Source organism: Streptomyces sp. NPDC026575, from assembly GCF_055567415.1.
Genome location: NZ_JBVHQM010000039.1, coordinates 54,006 through 71,733, shown reverse-complemented (window position 1 = coordinate 71,733; position 17,728 = coordinate 54,006). Strand labels below are relative to the sequence as shown.

The 17,728-nt window shown below is 72.8% G+C and carries 19 protein-coding genes; 13 read left to right on the top strand and 6 right to left on the bottom strand.

Annotation, left to right across the window (positions count from 1 at the left end; all coding sequences use genetic code 11):
• Window positions 1-198 precede the first annotated feature (198 nt).
• Together ACZ4NB_RS35600 and ACZ4NB_RS35595 are read right to left on the bottom strand one after the other, a co-directional pair.
• Window positions 199-567 carry a fic family toxin-antitoxin system, toxin component gene (locus ACZ4NB_RS35600; RefSeq protein ID WP_467667183.1) on the bottom strand — a complete coding sequence of 123 codons (369 nt, stop codon included), beginning with the start codon at window positions 565-567 and terminating at the stop codon, window positions 199-201.
• Window positions 564-839 carry a toxin-antitoxin system HicB family antitoxin gene (locus ACZ4NB_RS35595; RefSeq protein WP_467667182.1) on the bottom strand — a complete coding sequence of 92 codons (276 nt, stop codon included), beginning with the start codon at window positions 837-839 and terminating at the stop codon, window positions 564-566. Before ACZ4NB_RS35595 ends, ACZ4NB_RS35600 begins: the two co-directional genes overlap by 4 nt.
• A 217-nt stretch (window positions 840-1,056) precedes the next feature.
• On the opposite strand from ACZ4NB_RS35595, the gene ACZ4NB_RS35590 reads away from it, so the two are divergent.
• The 7 genes from ACZ4NB_RS35590 to ACZ4NB_RS35560 all read left to right on the top strand — a co-directional run bounded on the left by ACZ4NB_RS35590 (window position 1,057) and on the right by ACZ4NB_RS35560 (window position 8,455).
• Window positions 1,057-2,538 (top strand): APC family permease, encoded by a 1,482-nt coding sequence (locus ACZ4NB_RS35590; protein WP_467667181.1) that lies wholly within the window; start codon window positions 1,057-1,059, stop codon window positions 2,536-2,538.
• A 112-nt stretch (window positions 2,539-2,650) separates the two neighbouring features.
• Window positions 2,651-3,541 (top strand): LLM class F420-dependent oxidoreductase, encoded by an 891-nt coding sequence (locus ACZ4NB_RS35585; protein WP_467667180.1) that lies wholly within the window; start codon window positions 2,651-2,653, stop codon window positions 3,539-3,541.
• A gap of 167 nt (window positions 3,542-3,708) precedes the next feature.
• Window positions 3,709-4,011: a hypothetical protein gene (locus ACZ4NB_RS35580; RefSeq protein WP_467667179.1), complete on the top strand. Its 303-nt coding sequence runs from the start codon at window positions 3,709-3,711 to the stop codon at window positions 4,009-4,011.
• 125 nt (window positions 4,012-4,136) lie between these two features.
• The gene (locus ACZ4NB_RS35575) at window positions 4,137-4,559 is read left to right on the top strand and encodes a GNAT family N-acetyltransferase (RefSeq protein ID WP_467667178.1); all 423 of its coding nucleotides are present in this window, start codon (window positions 4,137-4,139) and stop codon (window positions 4,557-4,559) included.
• Window positions 4,560-4,749: 190 nt separating this feature from the next.
• Entirely contained in the window at window positions 4,750-6,093 is a 1,344-nt protein-coding gene (locus ACZ4NB_RS35570; protein WP_467667177.1) for a hemolysin family protein, read from the top strand.
• Entirely contained in the window at window positions 6,090-7,109 is a 1,020-nt protein-coding gene (locus tag ACZ4NB_RS35565; protein WP_467667176.1) for a hemolysin family protein, read from the top strand. Before ACZ4NB_RS35570 ends, ACZ4NB_RS35565 begins: the two co-directional genes overlap by 4 nt.
• A 95-nt stretch (window positions 7,110-7,204) precedes the next feature.
• Entirely contained in the window at window positions 7,205-8,455 is a 1,251-nt protein-coding gene (locus tag ACZ4NB_RS35560) for an FAD-dependent oxidoreductase (RefSeq protein ID WP_467667175.1), read from the top strand.
• On the opposite strand, the gene ACZ4NB_RS35555 is transcribed toward ACZ4NB_RS35560, so the two are convergent.
• On the bottom strand, window positions 8,424-9,047 hold the full coding sequence (locus ACZ4NB_RS35555; RefSeq protein ID WP_467667174.1) for a TetR/AcrR family transcriptional regulator: 624 nt from the start codon (window positions 9,045-9,047) through the stop codon (window positions 8,424-8,426). The genes ACZ4NB_RS35560 and ACZ4NB_RS35555 overlap by 32 nt on opposite strands.
• Window positions 9,048-9,172: 125 nt before the next feature.
• Between ACZ4NB_RS35555 and ACZ4NB_RS35550 the strand changes: the two genes are divergently transcribed.
• The 3 genes from ACZ4NB_RS35550 to mug all read left to right on the top strand — a co-directional run bounded on the left by ACZ4NB_RS35550 (window position 9,173) and on the right by mug (window position 12,212).
• Window positions 9,173-10,009: an SGNH/GDSL hydrolase family protein gene (locus ACZ4NB_RS35550; protein ID WP_467667173.1), complete on the top strand. Its 837-nt coding sequence runs from the start codon at window positions 9,173-9,175 to the stop codon at window positions 10,007-10,009.
• 177 nt (window positions 10,010-10,186) lie between these two features.
• Complete coding sequence (purB, locus tag ACZ4NB_RS35545; protein ID WP_467667186.1) at window positions 10,187-11,620, top strand: adenylosuccinate lyase; 1,434 nt, start codon at window positions 10,187-10,189, stop codon at window positions 11,618-11,620.
• A 10-nt stretch (window positions 11,621-11,630) separates the two neighbouring features.
• Window positions 11,631-12,212: a G/U mismatch-specific DNA glycosylase gene (gene mug, locus ACZ4NB_RS35540; protein WP_467667172.1), complete on the top strand. Its 582-nt coding sequence runs from the start codon at window positions 11,631-11,633 to the stop codon at window positions 12,210-12,212.
• A 30-nt stretch (window positions 12,213-12,242) separates the two neighbouring features.
• On the opposite strand, the gene ACZ4NB_RS35535 is transcribed toward mug, so the two are convergent.
• The 3 genes from ACZ4NB_RS35535 to ACZ4NB_RS35525 are packed head-to-tail and all read right to left on the bottom strand — an operon-like array spanning window position 12,243 to window position 14,405.
• Window positions 12,243-12,686 carry a hypothetical protein gene (locus ACZ4NB_RS35535; RefSeq protein WP_467667171.1) on the bottom strand — a complete coding sequence of 148 codons (444 nt, stop codon included), beginning with the start codon at window positions 12,684-12,686 and terminating at the stop codon, window positions 12,243-12,245.
• A 50-nt stretch (window positions 12,687-12,736) separates the two neighbouring features.
• Window positions 12,737-13,471 carry an ABC-2 transporter permease gene (locus ACZ4NB_RS35530; RefSeq protein ID WP_467667170.1) on the bottom strand — a complete coding sequence of 245 codons (735 nt, stop codon included), beginning with the start codon at window positions 13,469-13,471 and terminating at the stop codon, window positions 12,737-12,739.
• Window positions 13,472-13,475: 4 nt separating this feature from the next.
• Window positions 13,476-14,405 carry an ATP-binding cassette domain-containing protein gene (locus ACZ4NB_RS35525; RefSeq protein WP_467667169.1) on the bottom strand — a complete coding sequence of 310 codons (930 nt, stop codon included), beginning with the start codon at window positions 14,403-14,405 and terminating at the stop codon, window positions 13,476-13,478.
• A 108-nt stretch (window positions 14,406-14,513) separates the two neighbouring features.
• Between ACZ4NB_RS35525 and ACZ4NB_RS35520 the strand changes: the two genes are divergently transcribed.
• From ACZ4NB_RS35520 to ACZ4NB_RS35510, 3 genes are all read left to right on the top strand, one after another.
• Entirely contained in the window at window positions 14,514-15,755 is a 1,242-nt protein-coding gene (locus tag ACZ4NB_RS35520) for a sensor histidine kinase (RefSeq protein WP_467667168.1), read from the top strand.
• Between the two features lie 4 nt (window positions 15,756-15,759).
• On the top strand, window positions 15,760-16,410 hold the full coding sequence (locus tag ACZ4NB_RS35515; RefSeq protein WP_467667167.1) for a response regulator transcription factor: 651 nt from the start codon (window positions 15,760-15,762) through the stop codon (window positions 16,408-16,410).
• Window positions 16,411-16,498: 88 nt separating this feature from the next.
• Window positions 16,499-17,656: an ROK family transcriptional regulator gene (locus tag ACZ4NB_RS35510; protein ID WP_467667166.1), complete on the top strand. Its 1,158-nt coding sequence runs from the start codon at window positions 16,499-16,501 to the stop codon at window positions 17,654-17,656.
• The last annotated feature ends 72 nt before the right edge of the window (window positions 17,657-17,728 follow it).

The following is a 17,728-nucleotide window of genomic DNA, read 5'->3' as shown; positions in this document are numbered from 1 at the left end:
CAACGGGAGGGGGCGGGCCGGAGGGGCTGGGTGTCCGGACGTAAAGCGCAGCAGTCCGGACACCCAGCCCCGGAGGACCGCCACCGGCACCCGAAAGCCCCGCGCAGCGGACCCAGCCCGCCGCAGGCGAACCCACCGAAACCCACACGGCGGGAAAGCCGAAAACGTGGGAGGCGGGCAAAGCGCAGCGAAAAGCGACTACGTCCAGGCCCGCAACACCCCCGCGATCGCATGGACGTCCGCCGTGCCGTCCTTCACCAGGCGGGCCAGGTCGCGGACCTGTTCCGGGGAGGTGGTGACCTTCAGGCCGCTGGCGACGAGGTATCCATACGCGACGGCGGTGGCGAACATCGCGTTCGAGCGCTCCAACGCCGGGACCTGGAGCAGGAGTTGGAGCAGACAGGCCGCGCGATCATGCGGCTCGGGATACACCGGCACGCCGAATATCTCGGCTTCGTGCCGGCTGACCGCGGCCACCAGGGCGCCCCAGTCGGTGACCTGGGGGTCTCCGGGGGTGTGCTGTTCGGCGATGAGCAGGAGCCAGGCGAGGTCGATGCGCAGGTTCACGTGGTACCCGGCAGCCCTTCGTGGCCGTCGGCGGGGGCCGTGCGGCCAGGGGCACCGCGGGTTTCCAGGCCGAATTCCTCGGCGAAGACCTGTTCGTACTGCTTCATGAAGTCCGAGGCGGCCTCGACGAAGGTCTGGCCGACCTCGCCGGCGTCCTTGAGGACGAGCTCCTCGATATAGCGGTTCATGCTCACTCCCCGCTGCAGGGCGCGCTCCCGCGCCGCTTCGGCGGTGGCCTCGTCCACCCGGACGTTCAGCTGCGTCTTCGCCACCCCTCCACGCTAGCGCGCATCCGCTAGCACCGGCAAGCATCGCCGCCGGTCCCGGGCGCGGAGCCGGGTGGCCCGTGCGCCCGCGTGCCATGCACCCGTGCGCCATGCGCCCGCGTGCCGCTGCCGAGGCTGCCGGAGCGGATGGCGCACGATGTGGATCCGTCGGACGACTGACCGGACCGCCCGCGACCGCTCGGCCCTCAGGAGGACCACCGCAGTGTCCGTCCCCGCACCCGTCCCGCATCTGAAGCGCAGTCTGCGCCGCTTCGACATCATGGCGATGGGCGTCGCCGCCGTGATCTCCTTCGATGTGATCGGGCAGATCGCCTCCGGCGGCGGCCAGGCGGTCACCTGGATCGCCGTCATCGCGGTGGCGTTCCTGCTGCCGTACGCCCTGATGTTCGCCGAGACCGGGGCCGCGTTCCCGCAGGAGGGCGGTCCGTACGTCTGGGTGGAGGTGGCGTTCGGGCGGCTGACGGCCGCGCTGACCACGATGTTCTACTGGGTCACCAATCCCGTGTGGCTGGGCGGCTCGCTGGTCTTCGTGGCGGCGGAGGCATGGAACGGCTTCGTCTTCCCGCTCGGCTCGGGGACGGTGGCCGACTACGCCTTCAAGCTGGTGTTCATCTGGATCGCCATTCTCACCGCGGTGGTCTCGCTGCGCCGCGGCAAGTGGATCACCACGGCCGGTGCCGGCGCCAAGGTCCTGGCGCTGGCGTTCTTCACGGCCACGGCGGTGGCGTACGGCGTCCAGCACGGCTTCCGGGGACTGCAGAGCGCCGTCTTCTCCCCCAGTGGCGCCGGGTTCCTGGCGCTGGTGCCGGTCCTGCTGTTCGCGTTCGTGGGGTTCGAGGCGCCCAATGCGGCGGGGGACGAGATGCTCGATCCGCAGCGCGATGTGCCGGTCGCGATCGGGCTGTCCGGGGCCATCGCCACCTGCTGCTATCTGCTGCCGGTCGTGGCCATCGTCTGCGTCGCCCCGGCCGGGCAGATCACCGGGGTCGGTGGGTTCATGGATGCCGCGCGGCTGGTCTTCGGGATCTACGGGAGCTGGCGCGGGCCGCTGCTGTCCTTCGTCGCCGTGCTGTTCGCGGTGGCGCTGGTGACACAGGGCAGCGCCTGGATGATCGTCGCCGACCGGATGCAGGCGATGGCCGCCGCCGACGGCGGGTTCTTCAGCCGGGCCCTGGGCGTCTTCCATCCGCGGCTGGGCACGCCGGTCCGGATGAACCTGCTGTCGGGCCTCACCGCCACCGCGTTCATGGCCGCCGCGATGAACCTGGCCAGCGGGGACGCCTCGGCGATCTTCGGTGTGGTGCTGACCGTCGCGATCACCACCCTGCTGCTCTCCTATGTCGCCGTGATCCCCGCGCTGCTGGCCCTGCGGCTGCGCCACCGCGAGGTGCCCCGCCCCTACCAGGTCCCCTTCGGCACCCCGGGCTTCACCCTCGCGAACCTGCTCGTCTACGCGTGGATCCTGCTCGGCGCGTGGGTGGCGCTGTTTCCCGGCACCCTGGAGGCGCTCGTCGGCATTCCGTACGACTTCCGGGCGACCTGGGGCGTCTCCCGCTTCGCCTTCGAGACCTTCACCCTGGGCACGGTCGCGCTGCTCCTGGCCGTCGCCGCCGCCGGGTACGTCGTCCAGCGTATGCGCCCGCAGCCGGGGCACGATCAGCCCGAGCCCGGTCCGGGCCGGTAGGGCGGAGGCCGCCGGACAACGGGCCCTGCGGGCTTCGGTGTTCGGGCCGATCATGGTTGCATGGGCGGTGACCGGTCGCCTACGACGCCGTGTGTTTCCTCAAGGGGGCCTCATGCCACGTCCGTTCCGCTTCGGTGTCAACATGCTCACCATCGACTCGGGCGCCGGATGGCGCGAGAAGTGCCGCCGGGCCGAGCAGTTGGGCTATGACGTCCTGCTGGTCCCGGACCATCTGGGAATGCCGGCGCCGTTCCCGGCACTGGTCGCCGCGGCGGAGGCGACCGAGCGGCCGCGGGTGGGCACCTTCGTCCTCAACGCCGGGTTCTTCAATCCGGCGCTGCTGGCCCGCGAGGTGGCCACCACGGATGCGCTGACCGGCGGGCGGCTGGAACTCGGACTGGGGACGGGGTATGTGCGTGCCGAGCACGAGACCGCCGGGCTCCCGTGGCACTCACCCGGCGAGCGGGTGGACCATCTCGTCCGCACCATCGAGGAGTTGGACCGGCTGCTGGGCGACGACTCGCAGGTGCCGCAGTCGGCCCAGCGGCCGCGGCCGCCGCTGCTCATCGGCGGCAACGGCCCGCGGATGCTGCGGCTGGCGGCCCGGCATGCCGATATCGCGGCGTTCACTGGCGGCCGCCCGGCGCGCGATGAGCCGGAGGCGAAGCTGGAGCTGATGCCGGCCGACGAGCTGGCCGCCTCGGTCGCCCGGTACCGGGAGTGCGCCGCGGACCGCCCGGAGCCGGCCGAGCTGAACATCCTCGTGCAGCGGGTCGTGGCCACCGACGACCGGCGGGCCGTCGCGCGCGAGATCGCCGCGCTGGACGTCGGCCTGGACGAGGAGCAGGCGCTGGACGCGCCGACGCTGCTGATCGGCACACCCAGGCAGATGGCCGAGCAACTGCGGGAGCGCCGTGAGCGCTTCGGCTTCTCCTACATCACCGTCCTGGACCCGTTCCTGGATGCCTTCGCACCGGTGCTGGAGGAGCTGGCGGGCAGCTGACTCCCCGGTGCGGTGGTCGGCCGGGTTCGCCGGCCGGCCACCGCACCGTGCGCCGAAAGGGCGGATTCCGGGAGCGATGCGCTCCCCCCGGGCAGCGCAGTGGAAGACCTTCCGGCGGCGCTGCGGAACCGCGCGCCTCGCTGTCCCGACCGGGGAAGGTAGAAACAATGCTGACGAAGAGACATCTCGCCACGGTGCTCACAGCCGTCACGGCGGCCGGATGTGTGTCCATGGGCAGCGCTTGGGCCGCCAAGCCGAGCCCGGCCGCCGCGCACCGCGCGATCCACTACGCGGAGGGCAACCGGCACTGCCAGGTGCCCGAGCAGCAGAGCGGCAGTACCGGCCTCCTCGGCCACATCGTGACCGGCGGTGTGATCGGCGAGACGATCGACCGGGCCCATCTCTGCCGCATCGACCTCACCCTGCTCGACAGCAGTGAGCCGGCGCCGCGCACCGGCGGCGCCATCTGACGGGGCCGCGGAGCGCGCCGCCCTCGCCTCCAGGCCCGGCTCCGGGCCTGGAGGCAGCGCTGTATCCGAGCGGGCCCCGGGAAACCACTGGCGGACCGGGGCCGGTCGGTGCTTGGCTCGATGCCATGATCGACATAGATATTCGCTCGGCCGTTCCCGCGGACGCGGGGGCCGTGCTCGACTTCTGGAAGACCGCCGCCGAGGGGACCAGCATCAGCGACGATGTCGCCGGGGTGACGCGCCTGGTCGAACGGGACCCCGGTGCGCTGCTCCTGGCGGAGGCGGACGGGGTCCTCGTCGGAACGGTGATCGCCGGCTGGGACGGCTGGCGGGCCTCGCTGTACCGGCTCGCCGTGCATCCGTCCCGTCGCCGTCAGGGCATCTCGAAGGCCCTCCTGGATGCCGCCGAGGAGCGCTTTGTGGCGCTGGGCGGGCGGCGCGGTGACGCCATGGTGCTGGAGGCGAACGAGCCGGCCCACCACGCCTGGGCCGCGGCGGGGTACCGGCGGGAGGATCACTGGCGGCGATGGACGAAGCCGCTGGTCTGAGGGGCGGGCCGATCCAGGGCGGGCCGCCTCGCCACCCTCGCCTTTGCCGATCCTTTACCATGGTGGTTCCGCTACTCCAGTGAAAGGTGTGTGAGCGTCCAACCATGGGCGAGCCTCCCAGTTGTCGAGCAACCCGGCGATATTGCGCAAACCTCCCGATCGTGTTCGATCATGGGACGGAGGTGACTCGATGACCGACCTGCTCCTGCTGGGCGTGGCGCTCCTGCTGACCCTGGCCTGTGGTGTCTTCGTCGCGGCCGAGTTCTCGCTGACGACCGTGGAGCGCAGCGACCTCGAACGCGCCGCCGAGCGCGGCGAGCGGGGCGCGGACAGCGCTCTCAAAGCGGTCCGCAGTCTGACCTTCCAGCTCTCCGGCGCCCAACTCGGCATCACGGTCACCGGCCTGGTCATCGGCATGCTGTCCAAGCCGGCGATCGCCACCCTGCTGGCGGGGCCGCTGGACGCGATGGGGCTGCCGAGCTCGGCCGCGCAGTCGCTGGCCCTGGTGCTCGGCACGGCGATCTCCACGGTCGTCCTGATGGTCGTCGGTGAGCTGGTCCCCAAGAACTGGGCCATCTCCAGCTCGCTGGCCGTAGCCAAGAAGGTCGCCACGGCCCAGCGCGGCTTCAGCGCCACCTTCAAGCCGTTCATCAGGCATCTCAACAACACCGCGAACCACATGGTCCGCCGGATGGGCCTGGATCCCGCCGAGGAACTCGCCTCGGCGCGGGGCCCGCAGGAGCTGGTGGCGCTGGCCCGGCACTCCGCGCGGGAGGGCGCGCTGGAGGCCGACACCGCGGAGCTGTTCGTCCGCACCCTCAATCTCCCCGACCTGACCGCGGAGAACGTCATGACGCCGCGGGTGCAGGTGATGGCGCTGGACGTTCAGTCCACCGCGGAGGACGTCGCCAACGCCACCCGGGCCACCGGCCTGTCGAGGTTCCCCGTCTACCGCGGCAGCCTGGACAGCGTCGTCGGGGTGGCGCACATCAAGGACGTGCTGACCATCCCGGCCGAGCGCCGCCCCCGCCATCCGGTGTCCGAGCTGCTGCGCGAACCGCTGCTGGTCCCCACGACGCTGACCGTGGACCGGCTGCTGGACCGGCTGTCCGGCAGGCGCACGATGGCCGTGGTCATCGACGAGTACGGCGGCACGGCCGGTGTGGCGACGCTGGAGGACATCGTCGAGGAGGTGGTCGGCGAGGTCCGCGACGAACACGACCCGATGGAGACCCCCGACCTCGCTCCGGCCGGCACCGACGCCGAGGGCCGCGAGGTCTATCAGGCCGACGGCGCGGCGCGCACCGACCAGCTGGAGCGGATCGGTCTGCGGCTGCCGGAGGGCCCCTACGAGACCCTCGCCGGCCTGATCGCCACCGAGCTGGGCCGGATACCGGTCACCGGCGACCGCCTGGAGGTGGCCGGCTGGTCGATGGACGTACTGGACGCCGCCGGCCATCGCGCGGCGCGGGTGCTGTTGCACGCCCCGCCGCCCGGCAGCGGCGCCGAGCAGGAGACGGGGGGCGGACGATGACCGCGCTCCAACTCTTCGTGGGTCTGCTGACGCTGGTCGTCAACGCCTTCTTCGTGGGCGCCGAGTTCGGCCTGATCTCGGTGCGCCGCAGCCAGATCGAGCCGTACGCCGAGCGCGGTGACCGCCGGGCGACCAGCGTGCTGTGGGGGCTGCAGCACGTCTCGGCCCTGCTGGCGGCCGCTCAGCTGGGCATCACGCTGTGCACGCTGGTGCTGGGCGCGGTCGCCGAGCCGGCCATCGCGCACCTCCTCGAACCGGTCTTCCAGGCCGTGGGGATCTCGCACGCGCTGATCCACCCGATCTCGTTCGTGATCGCGTTGTCGCTGGCCACGTACCTGCACATGCTCTTCGGCGAGATGGTGCCGAAGAACGTCGCGCTGGCCGAGCCGGTGCGCACCGCGCTGATCCTGGGACCGCCGCTGATCGCGCTCACCCGGGCGCTGCGACCGGTGATCTTCGGCGTCAACGCGCTCGCCAACGGGCTGCTCAAGCTGCTGCGGGTGGAGACCAGGGACGAGGTGGCCGCGACCTTCTCGGACGACCAGCTCGCGAAGATGGTCGAGGACTCCCAGCAGGCCGGGCTGCTCGACGAGCGGGCCCGGGAGCGGCTGCGGGACGCCCTGGAGCTGGGCCGCCGCCCGGTCAGGGACGTGGTCCTGCCGGCCGAGAGAGTCGTCTCCGCACGGATCGGGACCACCCCGGAGGAGCTGGAGCAGCTGGCCGCCGACTCCGGCTTCTCGCGCTTCCCCGTCCTCGACGACACCCGTCGCATCCTGGGCTATCTGCACGTCAAGGACGCCCTGGACGCCTCCCCGCGCCGGCTGCCGTTCCCGGTCGCCGCGCTGCGCCCGATCGCCCGTGTCAAGGCCGCGACGCCGCTGGACGACGTGCTGACGGCGATGCGCGGATCGCGTACGCATCTGGCCGCGGTGATCGGCGACGACGGGCGGCTGGCCGGGCTGGTGACGATGGAGGACGTGCTCAGGGAGCTGGTGCTCCAGCGGCCCGCCGGCTGACGGGAGAGCCGGAGCCGGGGCCGGATTCCGACGCGCCTGACCGATCGGTTAGATTGCTGACCGATCGGTTACAGGCGCGTTGAGGGGGCATGCACATGGACCGCACCACCTGCTGCATCGTGGGCGGGGGACCGGCCGGAATGATGCTGGGACTGCTGCTGGCCAGGGCCGGCGTCGAGGTGACCGTCCTGGAGAAGCACGGGGACTTCCTGCGCGACTTCCGCGGCGACACCATCCACCCGTCGACCCTGCGGCTGCTGGACGAGCTGGGCCTCGGGGAGGCGTTCGCGCGGCTGCCGTTCGCCAAGCTGACGGAGATGCGGGCGCGGATCGGCGGCACGACGGTCGTGATGGGCGATCTGCGCCGCATCCCGGGCCGGCACAAGTACATCGCCATGGTTCCGCAGTGGGACTTCCTCGATCTGCTCGCGGGCGCGGGCGCCGAGGAGCCGGGCTTCACCCTGCGGATGCGCACCGAGGTCACCGGGCTGCGCACCGACGGCGGCCGGGTGACCGGGGTGCGGTTCACCGACGAGCACGGGACGCCCGGCGAGCTGGCCGCGGATCTGACGGTCGCCTGCGACGGGCGGGACTCGGTCGTGCGGCAAGCGGCCGGGCTGCGGCAGCAGCGGTTCGAGGTGCCGATGGACGTCTGGCAGGTGCGCGTGGACGCCCCCGCCGACGGCCTGAAGGACGGCCGGGTCTTCGCCCGCTTCGGCGGCGGCCAGGCGGCCGTCACCATGGACCGCGGCACGTACTACCAGACCTCCTATCTGATCGAGAAGGGCCGGGACGCCGAGCTGCGCACCCACGACATCCAGTGGCTGCGGGACCGGCTGGGCGCGCTGTTCGACTGGGACGAGCAGGTGACCGGCGCGATCCGCTCCTGGGACGACGTCAAGCTGCTGGAAGTGACGTTCGGCCGGCTGCGGCGCTGGCACCGGCCGGGGCTGCTGTGCATCGGGGACGCCGCGCACACCATGTCGCCGGTCGGGGGCGTCGGGGTCAATCTGGCGCTCCAGGACGCGGTCGCCGCGGCCCGGATCCTGGCGGAGCCGCTGCGCCGGGGCCGGGTCGGGGCGGCGGAGCCGGCCCGGGTGCAGCGGCGGCGCGAGCTGCCGACGGCAGTGGTGCAGAGGTCCCAGCGTGCCGAGCACACGATGATCCGCTCCGCGCTGGCCGGCACGCTCGACGGCGACCGCCTGCCGGTGCCGATGCGGCTGCTGCGGCGGGTGCCGGCGCTGCGGACCGTGACCGGCTATCTGGGCGGAATCGGTGTCCGCCCCGAGCGCGCGCCCGCCTTCGCCCGGCGGGTCAGTCCCGCCGCTCGATCGCGTGGAGCGTGAACTCCACCAGCTCCGCCGCCGCGGCGTCCAGGTCCAGCTCCGGGTGGACCAGCCAGTGGGCGATCACCCCGTCGATCGCCCCACCGATCGCCAGCGCGATGGTCGGAGCGTGGAACTCCCGCAGCACACCTGCCTGCTGACCCTCCGTCAGTATCGCGGCGAGGTGCTGCCAGCGGTCGTGGGTGTCGTGCGAGCCCGGCGTCTTGAGGCGGGTGCCCCCCTCGTCGTCGAGCAGCATCTCGGTGATCACGCGGACATGGCGGCGGTTGGCCTGCTGATAGCCGATCATCGCCCGGACATAGGCGACAACCGCTTCGCGCGGGCCGGGCGCCTGCGCCAGCCGCTCGGCGACATAGGCGCTGAACCGCCCCATCACCTGCTCCAGCGCCGCCCGGGTCAGGTTGTCCTTGGAGGAGAAGTGGTAGAGCACCGCGGCCTTGGACAGCCCGGCCCGCTCGGCGATCGCCGACAGCGAGGTCGCGGGGTAGCCACGAGTGGAGACCAGGTCGATGGTGGCCTCGATGAGCTGCTGCCGCCGGGCCCGCTCGGTGAACGTCAGCGCGTCGGGGCCGTCGCCCCGGCGGGGAGTCATCGCGCGTCCACCTGTCCCTTTCCTGGCTGTTCGGAGCATCTCAGACCGTACACCGCGGCCGGCCCGGTGCGGCCGGGGGAGCTGGGCATACCGCTCGGTATGCCGGGCGGTAGGATCTCCCCACCATGGAGACAAGTGCCCCCTACACCAGTTTCGTCGCGGTCGGCGACAGCTTCACCGAGGGAATGTCGGACGGCCTGCCGGACGGCTCCTACCGCGGCTGGGCCGATCTGCTCGCCGCCCGGCTGGCGGCCCGCACGCCCGGCTTCCGCTACGCCAACCTCGCCGTGCGCGGCAAGCTCATCGGGCAGATCGCCGACGAGCAGTGCGGGCCGGCCGCCTCGATGGGCGCGGACCTGGTGACCCTGGTCGGCGGCCTCAACGACGTGCTGCGGCCGCGCTGCGATGTGGCGGAGGTCTGCGCCACGTTGGAGAACGCGGCCGGGCTGCTGGCCAGGGGCGGCGGGCAGCTGGTGCTGATGCGCAGTCCGGCCCGGCGGGGTCCGGTGCTGGAGCGCTTCCGGCCGCGTATGGAGCAGCTGTTCGCGCGGATCGACGAGCTGGCCGCGCGGCACGGCGCGGTGGTCGTGGACCTGTACGCATCGCGGGCGCTGGCCGATCCTCGGCTGTGGGCGGACGACCGGCTCCATCTGAACGCCGAGGGGCACCGCCGGGTCGCGGAGGCCGTCTGGCAGGCGCTCGGCCTGCCGCCCGTATCGGACTGGGACACTCCACTGCCGGCCGCCGCACCGCCGGGCTGGCGCGCACGGCGTGCCGCGGATCTGCGGTTCGCCCGGGAGCATCTGGGCCCCTGGATAGGCCGACGGCTGACCGGCCGGTCCTCGGGGGACGGCCGGGCCGGCGCCCATTTCGACGCCGAACTGGGTCGGGCCTTCTGGGTCACCCCCGAGGACCATGCGCACCCCGGCCCGGTGTCGGAGTGGCGAGGAGCGGGGGCGTAGCCCGGAGCCCCGCCCGGGTGCCTGCCCGGGGCCGACGCGGATGCCGCGCGCGACCGTACGTGCTCGTGCGGCCGCGTGGCGGGCGAGCCCCCCGGCCAGCCGCTTGGAGGAAGACACAGCCGGGACCGGGGCGCTGGCCTGCGCGAACCGCCAGTAGACTCTCACCACGTGACTGCTGTGTCTGCGAAGCCTCGCATCCCCAATGTCCTGGCCGGCCGCTATGCCTCTACGGAGCTGGCCGTGCTGTGGTCCCCCGAGTACAAGGTCAAGCTGGAGCGGAAGCTGTGGCTTGCCGTGCTGCGTGCGCAGAAGGACCTGGGGGTGGAGGTCCCCGAGCAGGCGCTGGCCGACTACGAGCGGGTCCTGGAGACCGTCGACCTGGCCTCGATCGCCGAGCGCGAGAAGGTCACCCGGCACGACGTCAAGGCCCGCATCGAGGAGTTCAACGCCCTCGCCGGCCATGAGCAGGTCCACAAGGGCATGACCTCCCGCGATCTGACGGAGAACGTCGAGCAGCTGCAGGTGCGGCTGTCGCTGGAGCTGATGCGGGACCGTACGGTCGCCGTGCTGGCGCGCCTGGGCTCGCTGGCGGCCCAGCACGCCGAGCTGGTGATGGCGGGCCGCTCGCACAACGTCGCCGCGCAGGCCACGACACTGGGCAAGCGCTTCGCGACCGCGGCGGACGAGCTGCTGGCGGCTTACGCCCGGCTGGAGGACCTGCTCTCCCGCTACCCGCTGCGCGGCATCAAGGGCCCGGTGGGCACCGCCCAGGACATGCTGGACCTGCTCGGCGGCGACGCGGCCAAGCTCGCCGAGCTGGAGCAGCGGATCGCCGCGCACCTCGGTTTCGGCCGGGCCTTCACCTCCGTCGGCCAGGTCTACCCGCGCTCCTTGGACTACGACGTGGTCACCGCGCTGGTGCAGCTGGCCGCCGCCCCGTCGTCGATCGCCAAGACCATCCGGCTGATGGCCGGCCACGAGCTGGTGACCGAGGGCTTCAAGCCCGGCCAGGTCGGCTCCTCGGCGATGCCGCACAAGATGAACACCCGCTCCTGCGAGCGCGTCAACGGCCTGATGGTCATCCTGCGCGGCTACGCCTCGATGGCCGGTGAGCTCTCCGGCGACCAGTGGAACGAGGGCGATGTCTCCTGCTCGGTGGTGCGCCGCGTCGCGCTGCCGGACTCCTTCTTCGCGCTGGACGGCCTGATGGAGACCTTCCTGACCGTCCTCGACGAGTTCGGCGCCTTCCCCGCCGTCGTCGCCCGCGAGCTGGACCGCTATCTGCCGTTCCTCGCCACGACGAAGGTGCTGATGGGTGCCGTGCGCGCGGGCGTGGGCCGCGAGGAGGCCCACGAGGCGATCAAGGAGAACGCGGTCGCCTCGGCGCTGGCCATGCGCGAGCAGGGCGCCGAGCGCAACGAGCTGCTGGACAAGCTGGCCGCGGACGCCCGGATCCCGCTGGACAAGGCGCAGCTGGACGCGCTGATGGCGGACAAGCTCTCCTTCACCGGTGCGGCGGCCGACCAGGTGGCGTCCGTCGTCGCCCGGATCGAGGAGCTCGCCAAGCAGCACCCGGCAGCCGCGGCGTACACGCCGGGCGCGATCCTCTGACGCGATCGCCGTGCGCTTCACCCCCGAAGAGCTGGCAGCCGCTCGCGACCGCCTCGTCCCGGACGTGGCCGCGAGCGGCCTGCGCGTGCTCTTCTGCGGGATCAACCCGGGGCTGATGACGGCGGCGACCGGCCACCACTTCGCCCGGCCCGGCAACCGCTTCTGGCCGGTGCTGCACGCCTCCGGCTTCACGCCCCGCCAGTTCAAGCCTGCCGAGCAGGACGAGCTGCTGGCGCACGGCCTGGGCATCACCAATGTCGTGGCCCGGGCGACCGCCAAGGCCGACGAGCTGACCGCGGCGGAGTACCGCGAGGGCGGCCGGCTGCTGGCCGAGAAGGTCGCCCGGCTGCGGCCGCGCTGGCTCGCCGTCGCCGGGGTCACGGCCTATCGCGTCGCCTTCGACGACAAGCACGCCGTGATCGGGCCGCAGGAGCGCACCCTGGACGGCACCCGCATCTGGGCGCTGCCCAACCCCAGCGGCCTGAACGCCCATTGGACGCTGCAGACCATGGCGGAGGAGTACGGGCGGCTGCGGGCGGCGGCCTTCGCGCCGGACGATCCGGCCGGCGACGAGCCCCCGGCCGCCGGCTAACCCGGCCGGCAACGGCTGCCCGGCCGCCTTCTAACGCCCGCACGCCGCCTCCTCCCCCACCGCGACCAGCAGCTGGAACGGCAGCTCGCGGTCTCCCTGTCCCACCCCCACACCGATCCAGCGGCCGCGCACCCGCCAGCCGTGCATCAGGGGGACATATCCGCATAGTGTGTCCAGCGGCGGCGGGACCGGGAGCCCGCTCGCCGTCCGCTCCAAATGAGGGGTGAGATCGAGGGTCTCCGGCTCGCCCCACCGTAACGACAGCGCCTGCACCAGAGCCGTCAGCTCGGCCTCGAACTCCTCCTCGGCCTCCGCCACCTCGACCAGGTCCGCGTCCCAGAAGTCCGCGCTGACCCGCAGATCGGCCAGGTGAAAGCCCGGACCGCTCTCGACCAGGCCGGAGCGGATCCGCTGCGCCGGAAACGCCCGCAGGCGCAACGCGTCGATCGTGGTCAGCTGCTCGTCAAGCGTCATGCCGTCAGTAAACCGGCCGGGTCTGACAATTGACGTTCCTTCGCGCGTGTTCAGACGTCCCGGCGCAGCAGCGACCGCAGTCCGCCCGCCGCCGCGAGCGCCGCCCAGCCGGCCAGCACCGCGATGCCGGACCACGGACCGAGCGCCCCCTCGGGCGCCAGATGCAGGATCTGCTGCCCCGCCCGGTCGGGCAGGAACTGACCCACCTCCCTGGTGGCCTTCAGTGAGCCGAGCATCGGGCCGAGGGAGAGGAAGAACGGGATGAGGAGGCTCAGCGCGCCGACGGGACTGCGCAGCAGCGCGCCGATGCCGGCGGAGAACACCGCGAGCAGCCCGAAGTAGATCCCGGAGCCGACGGCCGACCGCAGCACGCCGGGCGAACCGAGAGACACTCCCTCGTCACCGAGGAGCGCCTGTCCCCCGGCGACCGACGCGAACCCGGCGACCAGCCCGACCGCGAGCGCGAGTGAGCCCACGGTGACGAGCTTGCCCGCGTACAGCAGTCCGCGTCGCGGGACCGCGGCCAGCGAGACCCGGATGGAGCCGCTGGACCACTCCCCCGCGATCGTGAGCACGCCGAAGACGATGGCCCCGAACTGGCCTATGTTCAGCCCGAAGTAGGCGTTGAACACCGGGTCGAAGTGGGCATCACGGCCGTCGTAGCCGGAGCAGACGACGAAGCCGATCCCGACGGTCACCACCAGGAGCACGACCAGGCTGTACGACAAGGAGGGCAGCGAGCGGATCTTCGTCCACTCGGAGCGGAGGACGGCGGTGAACTGCATGGCGTCAGACCTCCTGAGTCTGCGGGGCGGCGGAGACGAATTCGGTGGCGTCGGCGGTCAGTCGCAGATAGGCCTCTTCCAATGAGGCGGCCTCGTCGGCGAGTTCGAGGACCGGGATGCCGTGCCGGGCGGCCAGCGCGCCGATGTCGGACGGGTCGGCGCCCTCGACGAGCCAGCCCCCCGAGCCGTCCGGCGTCGCCTCCCAGCCGACCCGGGCCAGTTCGGCACGGAGCCGGGCCCCGTCGGTCGTCCGCACCCGCACCCGCCGTCCGGCGTGCTCGCGCAGGAAGTCGTCCATGGCGGTGTCAGCGAGCAGCCGGCCGCGTCCCAGGACGATCAGATGGTCGGCGGTGAGCGCGGTCTCGGTCATCAGATGGCTGGAGATCAGCACCGTACGGCCGTCGGCGGCCAGGCGCTTGAGGAGCGTACGGATCCAGACGATCCCCTCCGTGTCGAGTCCGTTGGCGGGCTCGTCCAGCATCAGCACGGCCGGGTCGCCAAGCAGCGCGGCCGCGATGCCGAGCCGCTGCCGCATCCCGAGGGAGAAACTGCGCACCCGTCTGCGCGCCGCGGCCGACAGTCCGGTCTCGTCCAGCACCTGTGCCACCCGCCGGGCGGGGATGCGGTTGCTGTGGGCGAGGGCGAGCAGATGGTCGCGGGCCCGGCGTCCCCCATGGGCGGCGCCGGCGTCCAGCAGCGCCCCCACGTGCCGCAGCGGGTCCGCCAGCTCCCAGAACGCCCGGCCGCCCACGGTGGCGGTCCCCGAGGTGGGGTGGTCCAGGCCGACGACCATCCGCATCGTGGTGGACTTGCCGGCTCCGTTGGGGCCGAGGAAGCCGGTGACCCGGCCGGGCTCCACCCGGAAGGTGAGGTCGTCGACGGCCCGCACGGCGCCGTAGACCTTCGTCAGCTGCTGCACTTCGATTGCGGTCATGCCTCCAGGCTGGCGCCCGCCTTGGGCCCCCGGCCTCCCCCACGGCCGGGGAACGCCTCCCCCGCTCGGGGGAGGTGGGATGTCAGTGGTCGCTGGCACGATGACGGGGTGTCCTTATCGCTCTCGGCCGTCCGCCACTCCGTGTTCAAGCCGCTCTTCCAGCCCGTCACGTACAGCCGTTGGCTGCATCTGCTGACCGGCTGTGTGGCCGGGGTGCTGATGGGGTTTCTGCGCGGAGGGACGTTCCGGCCGGGCCATGGCGGGCCGTGGCAGTGGTTCGCGGTACTGCCCGTGCCCCTCCTTCTGCTGGCCGCGCTGGTGCCCGCGGTGCGGCGCGTCGAGAGCCTGCAGGCCCAGCTGCTGCTGTTTCCCGGCCGATCCGGCACCGGCGAGCGCGGCTCTTCCCAGATCGCCACCGCACCGTCGGCCACCTGGCGCGACCGCGGCCGTACGGCCATCTGGCTGCTGCTCCGGCTCGAAGCCGGTGTGGCGATGACGGCCCTGACCCTCCAGCTGCCCGCGCTGACCGTGGTGTTGGCCCGGGCCGCCAGGGGACACGCCACCCACGTCGCCGGCTGGCCCTCGATCGACACCCCACACTGGTGGTACGGCCTGCTCGCGCCGCTCCCCCTGGTGCTGCTGCTGGCCGTCGCCGTCGGGGCGGGCAGGCTGATGGCCCGTGCCGCACAGCTGCTGCTGGGCCCCTCGGCGGCCGAGCGGTTCGCCGCGCTCGAAGCCCGTACGGAGCGCATCCTGGAACACAACCGGCTGGCCCAGGAGTTGCACGACTCGGTCGGTCACGCGCTGACCGTCACCGTGATACAGGCGGGCGCGGCGCGCGCCGCGGGATCGCCCGAGTTCACCGACCGGGCGCTGGCCGCCATCGAGGACACCGGCCGCCAGGCGCTCGCCGATCTGGAGCGGGCGCTGCGGCTGCTGCGCGAGGACGCCCCCAGGCCCGCCGACCGGCCGGCGCTCACCGATGCCGACCGCCTGCTGGAGTCGGCGCGGGCGGCCGGGGCGACGGTCCGCGCCGAGGTGACCGGTCCGCTGGAGGCCCTGCCCGGACCGGTGTCACGGGAGGGCTACCGCATGGTGCAGGAGGCGCTGACCAATGTGCTGCGGCACGCGGGCCCGGTGCCGGTGTCGGTGCGGATAGCAGCCGACGCCGACACGCTGGAGCTGGAGATACGCAACGGCTTGCCCGCCGCGTCGGAGCCGAGCGGCGGCGGCCGCGGTCTACGCGGTATCCGCGAACGGGCCGCGCTCCTCGACGGCGAGGCCGAAACCGGGCCGGAAGGCGACGAATGGCGGGTCCGCGTCCGCCTGCCGCTGCGCCGATTAGGGTGATCCCGTGCCGATATCCGTACTCCTCGTCGATGACGAACCGCTGGTCCGGGCCGGTCTGCGGGCCATCCTGGAAGCCCAGCCCGATATCGAGGTGGCCGGCGAGGCGGCCGACGGCGCCTCCGTGGTCCCGATGGTGCGTCGCCTGCGCCCGGACGTGATCGCCATGGACGTACGGATGCCGTTGCTGGACGGCATCGAGGCGACCCGTGCGGTGCTCCGGTCGGTGGCCGAGCCGCCCCGGATCCTCGTCGTCACCACCTTCGAGGACGACGACTATGTCTACGAGGCGCTGCGCGCCGGCGCGGACGGCTTCCTGCTCAAGCGCGCCCGGCCCGCCGAGATCGTGCACGCGGTGCGGCTCGTCGCCGAGGGCGGCTCGCTGCTGCTGCCGGCGACGCTGCGCGCCATGGCGGCCGGCCGCCGCAACGCACGGGCCCGGGCGGACTTCGAGCGGGCCGCGCTCACCGAACGGGAGCGGCAGGTGCTGCGGCTGATGTCCCGGGGCCTGTCGAACGCGGAGATCGCCGGGCAACTCTTCCTGGGCGCGGAGACCATCAAGACCCACGTCAGCGCGGTACTGGGGAAACTGGGCGCCCGGGACCGCACGCAGGCGGTCATCGCCGCGTACGAATCGGGGTTCGTCGCGCCCGGCTGACCGCGGCGGGCGCCCCGTCCGGGGCTCGCCGCACACCCTCTGACCGGCTACGATCCGCCACACACGGACAGAGCGAGGGAGTGGGACGTTGGGGCGGCTCACCGGCGGGGATCCCTCCCTGCTGCGACGGATCAACTCCGCGGTGGTGCTGGATGCGCTGCGCGCCGCGGACTCCGCCACGCTCACCCACCTCGTCCAGGTGACGGGCCTGTCCCGGCCGACGGTCGAGGGCGTGGTCGAGGGGCTCATCGAGACCGGGCTGGTGGTCGAGGCGCCCGCCGAGGAGGGCGAGGCCCGCCGCCAGGGGCGCCCGGCCCGCCGGTTCCGGTTCCGTACCGAGGCCGGGCATCTGCTGGGCGTCGAGATCGGCCCGCACCGCGTCTCGGCCCTGCTGTCCGATCTGAGCGGGCGGGTGCTGGACACCGCGCAGCGCCCGGTCCTGGAGACGGCAGCGGCCGACGAGCGGCTGGAGCGGGTCCGCTCCGTGGTGGCCGAACTGCTGCGCCGCACGGGCGTGGCGCGCGGTTCGCTGCGGGCCGTCGGTGTGGCCACCCCCGGCATCGTGGAGGCGGACGGCACCGTACGGCTGGGCACCGCGCTGCCGGGCTGGACGGGACTGCCGCTGGGCGAGCGACTGCGGCGCTCGTTCCGCTGCCCGGTGCTGGTCGAGAACGACGCCAACGCCGCCGCGGTCGCCGAGCACTGGCAGGGGGCGGCGGCCGGCTCGGACGACATCGTGTTCGTCCTGGCCGGGCTCAGCCCGGGAGCCGGCTCGCTGATCGGCGGCCGGCTGCACCGCGGCTTCGGCGGGGCCGCCGGGGAGATCGGCGCACTGCACCTGCTGGGGCGCGAGGCGACGCCGGAGAAGCTGCTGTCGACGACCGGTGAGCCGCTGCACCCTCTGGACGAGGCGCAGGTCGCCGCGGTCTTCGCGGCGGCGCGGGGCGGCGACGCGGGGGCCCGGGACGCCGTCGACCGCTTCATCCGGCGGCTGGTGCACGATGTCGCGGCCCTGGTGCTGGCGCTCGATCCGGAGCTGGTCGTGATCGGCGGCTGGGCGGCGGGGCTGGCCGGTGTACTGGAGCCGCTGCGCGGGGAGTTGGCGCGCTACTGTCTGCGCCCTCCGCAGGTGGCGCTCTCCCTGCTGGGCGAGGCCGCGATCGCCACCGGCGCGCTACGGCTGGCCCTGGATCATGTGGAGGGCGAACTCTTCGCGGTGGAGGGCACGGCGACCGCCCGCCGTTGAGCCCGGCCGGGGTCCAAAACGCGGTGGCCCGCACCGGAGCCGAGCATCCGGTGCGGGCGCCGTGAAACCACA

What these genes read in the sequence shown, in the direction of transcription:
- ACZ4NB_RS35585 (WP_467667180.1), top strand. Translation starts at nt 2,651, where the DNA reads ATGCCACGTCCGTTCCGCTTCGGTGTCAACATGCTCACCATCGACTCG.
- ACZ4NB_RS35580 (WP_467667179.1), top strand. Translation starts at nt 3,709, where the DNA reads ATGCTGACGAAGAGACATCTCGCCACGGTGCTCACAGCCGTCACGGCG.
- ACZ4NB_RS35575 (WP_467667178.1), top strand. Translation starts at nt 4,137, where the DNA reads ATGATCGACATAGATATTCGCTCGGCCGTTCCCGCGGACGCGGGGGCC.
- ACZ4NB_RS35570 (WP_467667177.1), top strand. Translation starts at nt 4,750, where the DNA reads ATGACCGACCTGCTCCTGCTGGGCGTGGCGCTCCTGCTGACCCTGGCC.
- ACZ4NB_RS35565 (WP_467667176.1), top strand. Translation starts at nt 6,090, where the DNA reads ATGACCGCGCTCCAACTCTTCGTGGGTCTGCTGACGCTGGTCGTCAAC.
- ACZ4NB_RS35560 (WP_467667175.1), top strand. Translation starts at nt 7,205, where the DNA reads ATGGACCGCACCACCTGCTGCATCGTGGGCGGGGGACCGGCCGGAATG.
- ACZ4NB_RS35555 (WP_467667174.1), bottom strand. Translation starts at nt 9,047, where the DNA reads ATGACTCCCCGCCGGGGCGACGGCCCCGACGCGCTGACGTTCACCGAG.
- ACZ4NB_RS35550 (WP_467667173.1), top strand. Translation starts at nt 9,173, where the DNA reads ATGGAGACAAGTGCCCCCTACACCAGTTTCGTCGCGGTCGGCGACAGC.
- ACZ4NB_RS35535 (WP_467667171.1), bottom strand. Translation starts at nt 12,686, where the DNA reads ATGACGCTTGACGAGCAGCTGACCACGATCGACGCGTTGCGCCTGCGG.
- ACZ4NB_RS35530 (WP_467667170.1), bottom strand. Translation starts at nt 13,471, where the DNA reads ATGCAGTTCACCGCCGTCCTCCGCTCCGAGTGGACGAAGATCCGCTCG.
- ACZ4NB_RS35525 (WP_467667169.1), bottom strand. Translation starts at nt 14,405, where the DNA reads ATGACCGCAATCGAAGTGCAGCAGCTGACGAAGGTCTACGGCGCCGTG.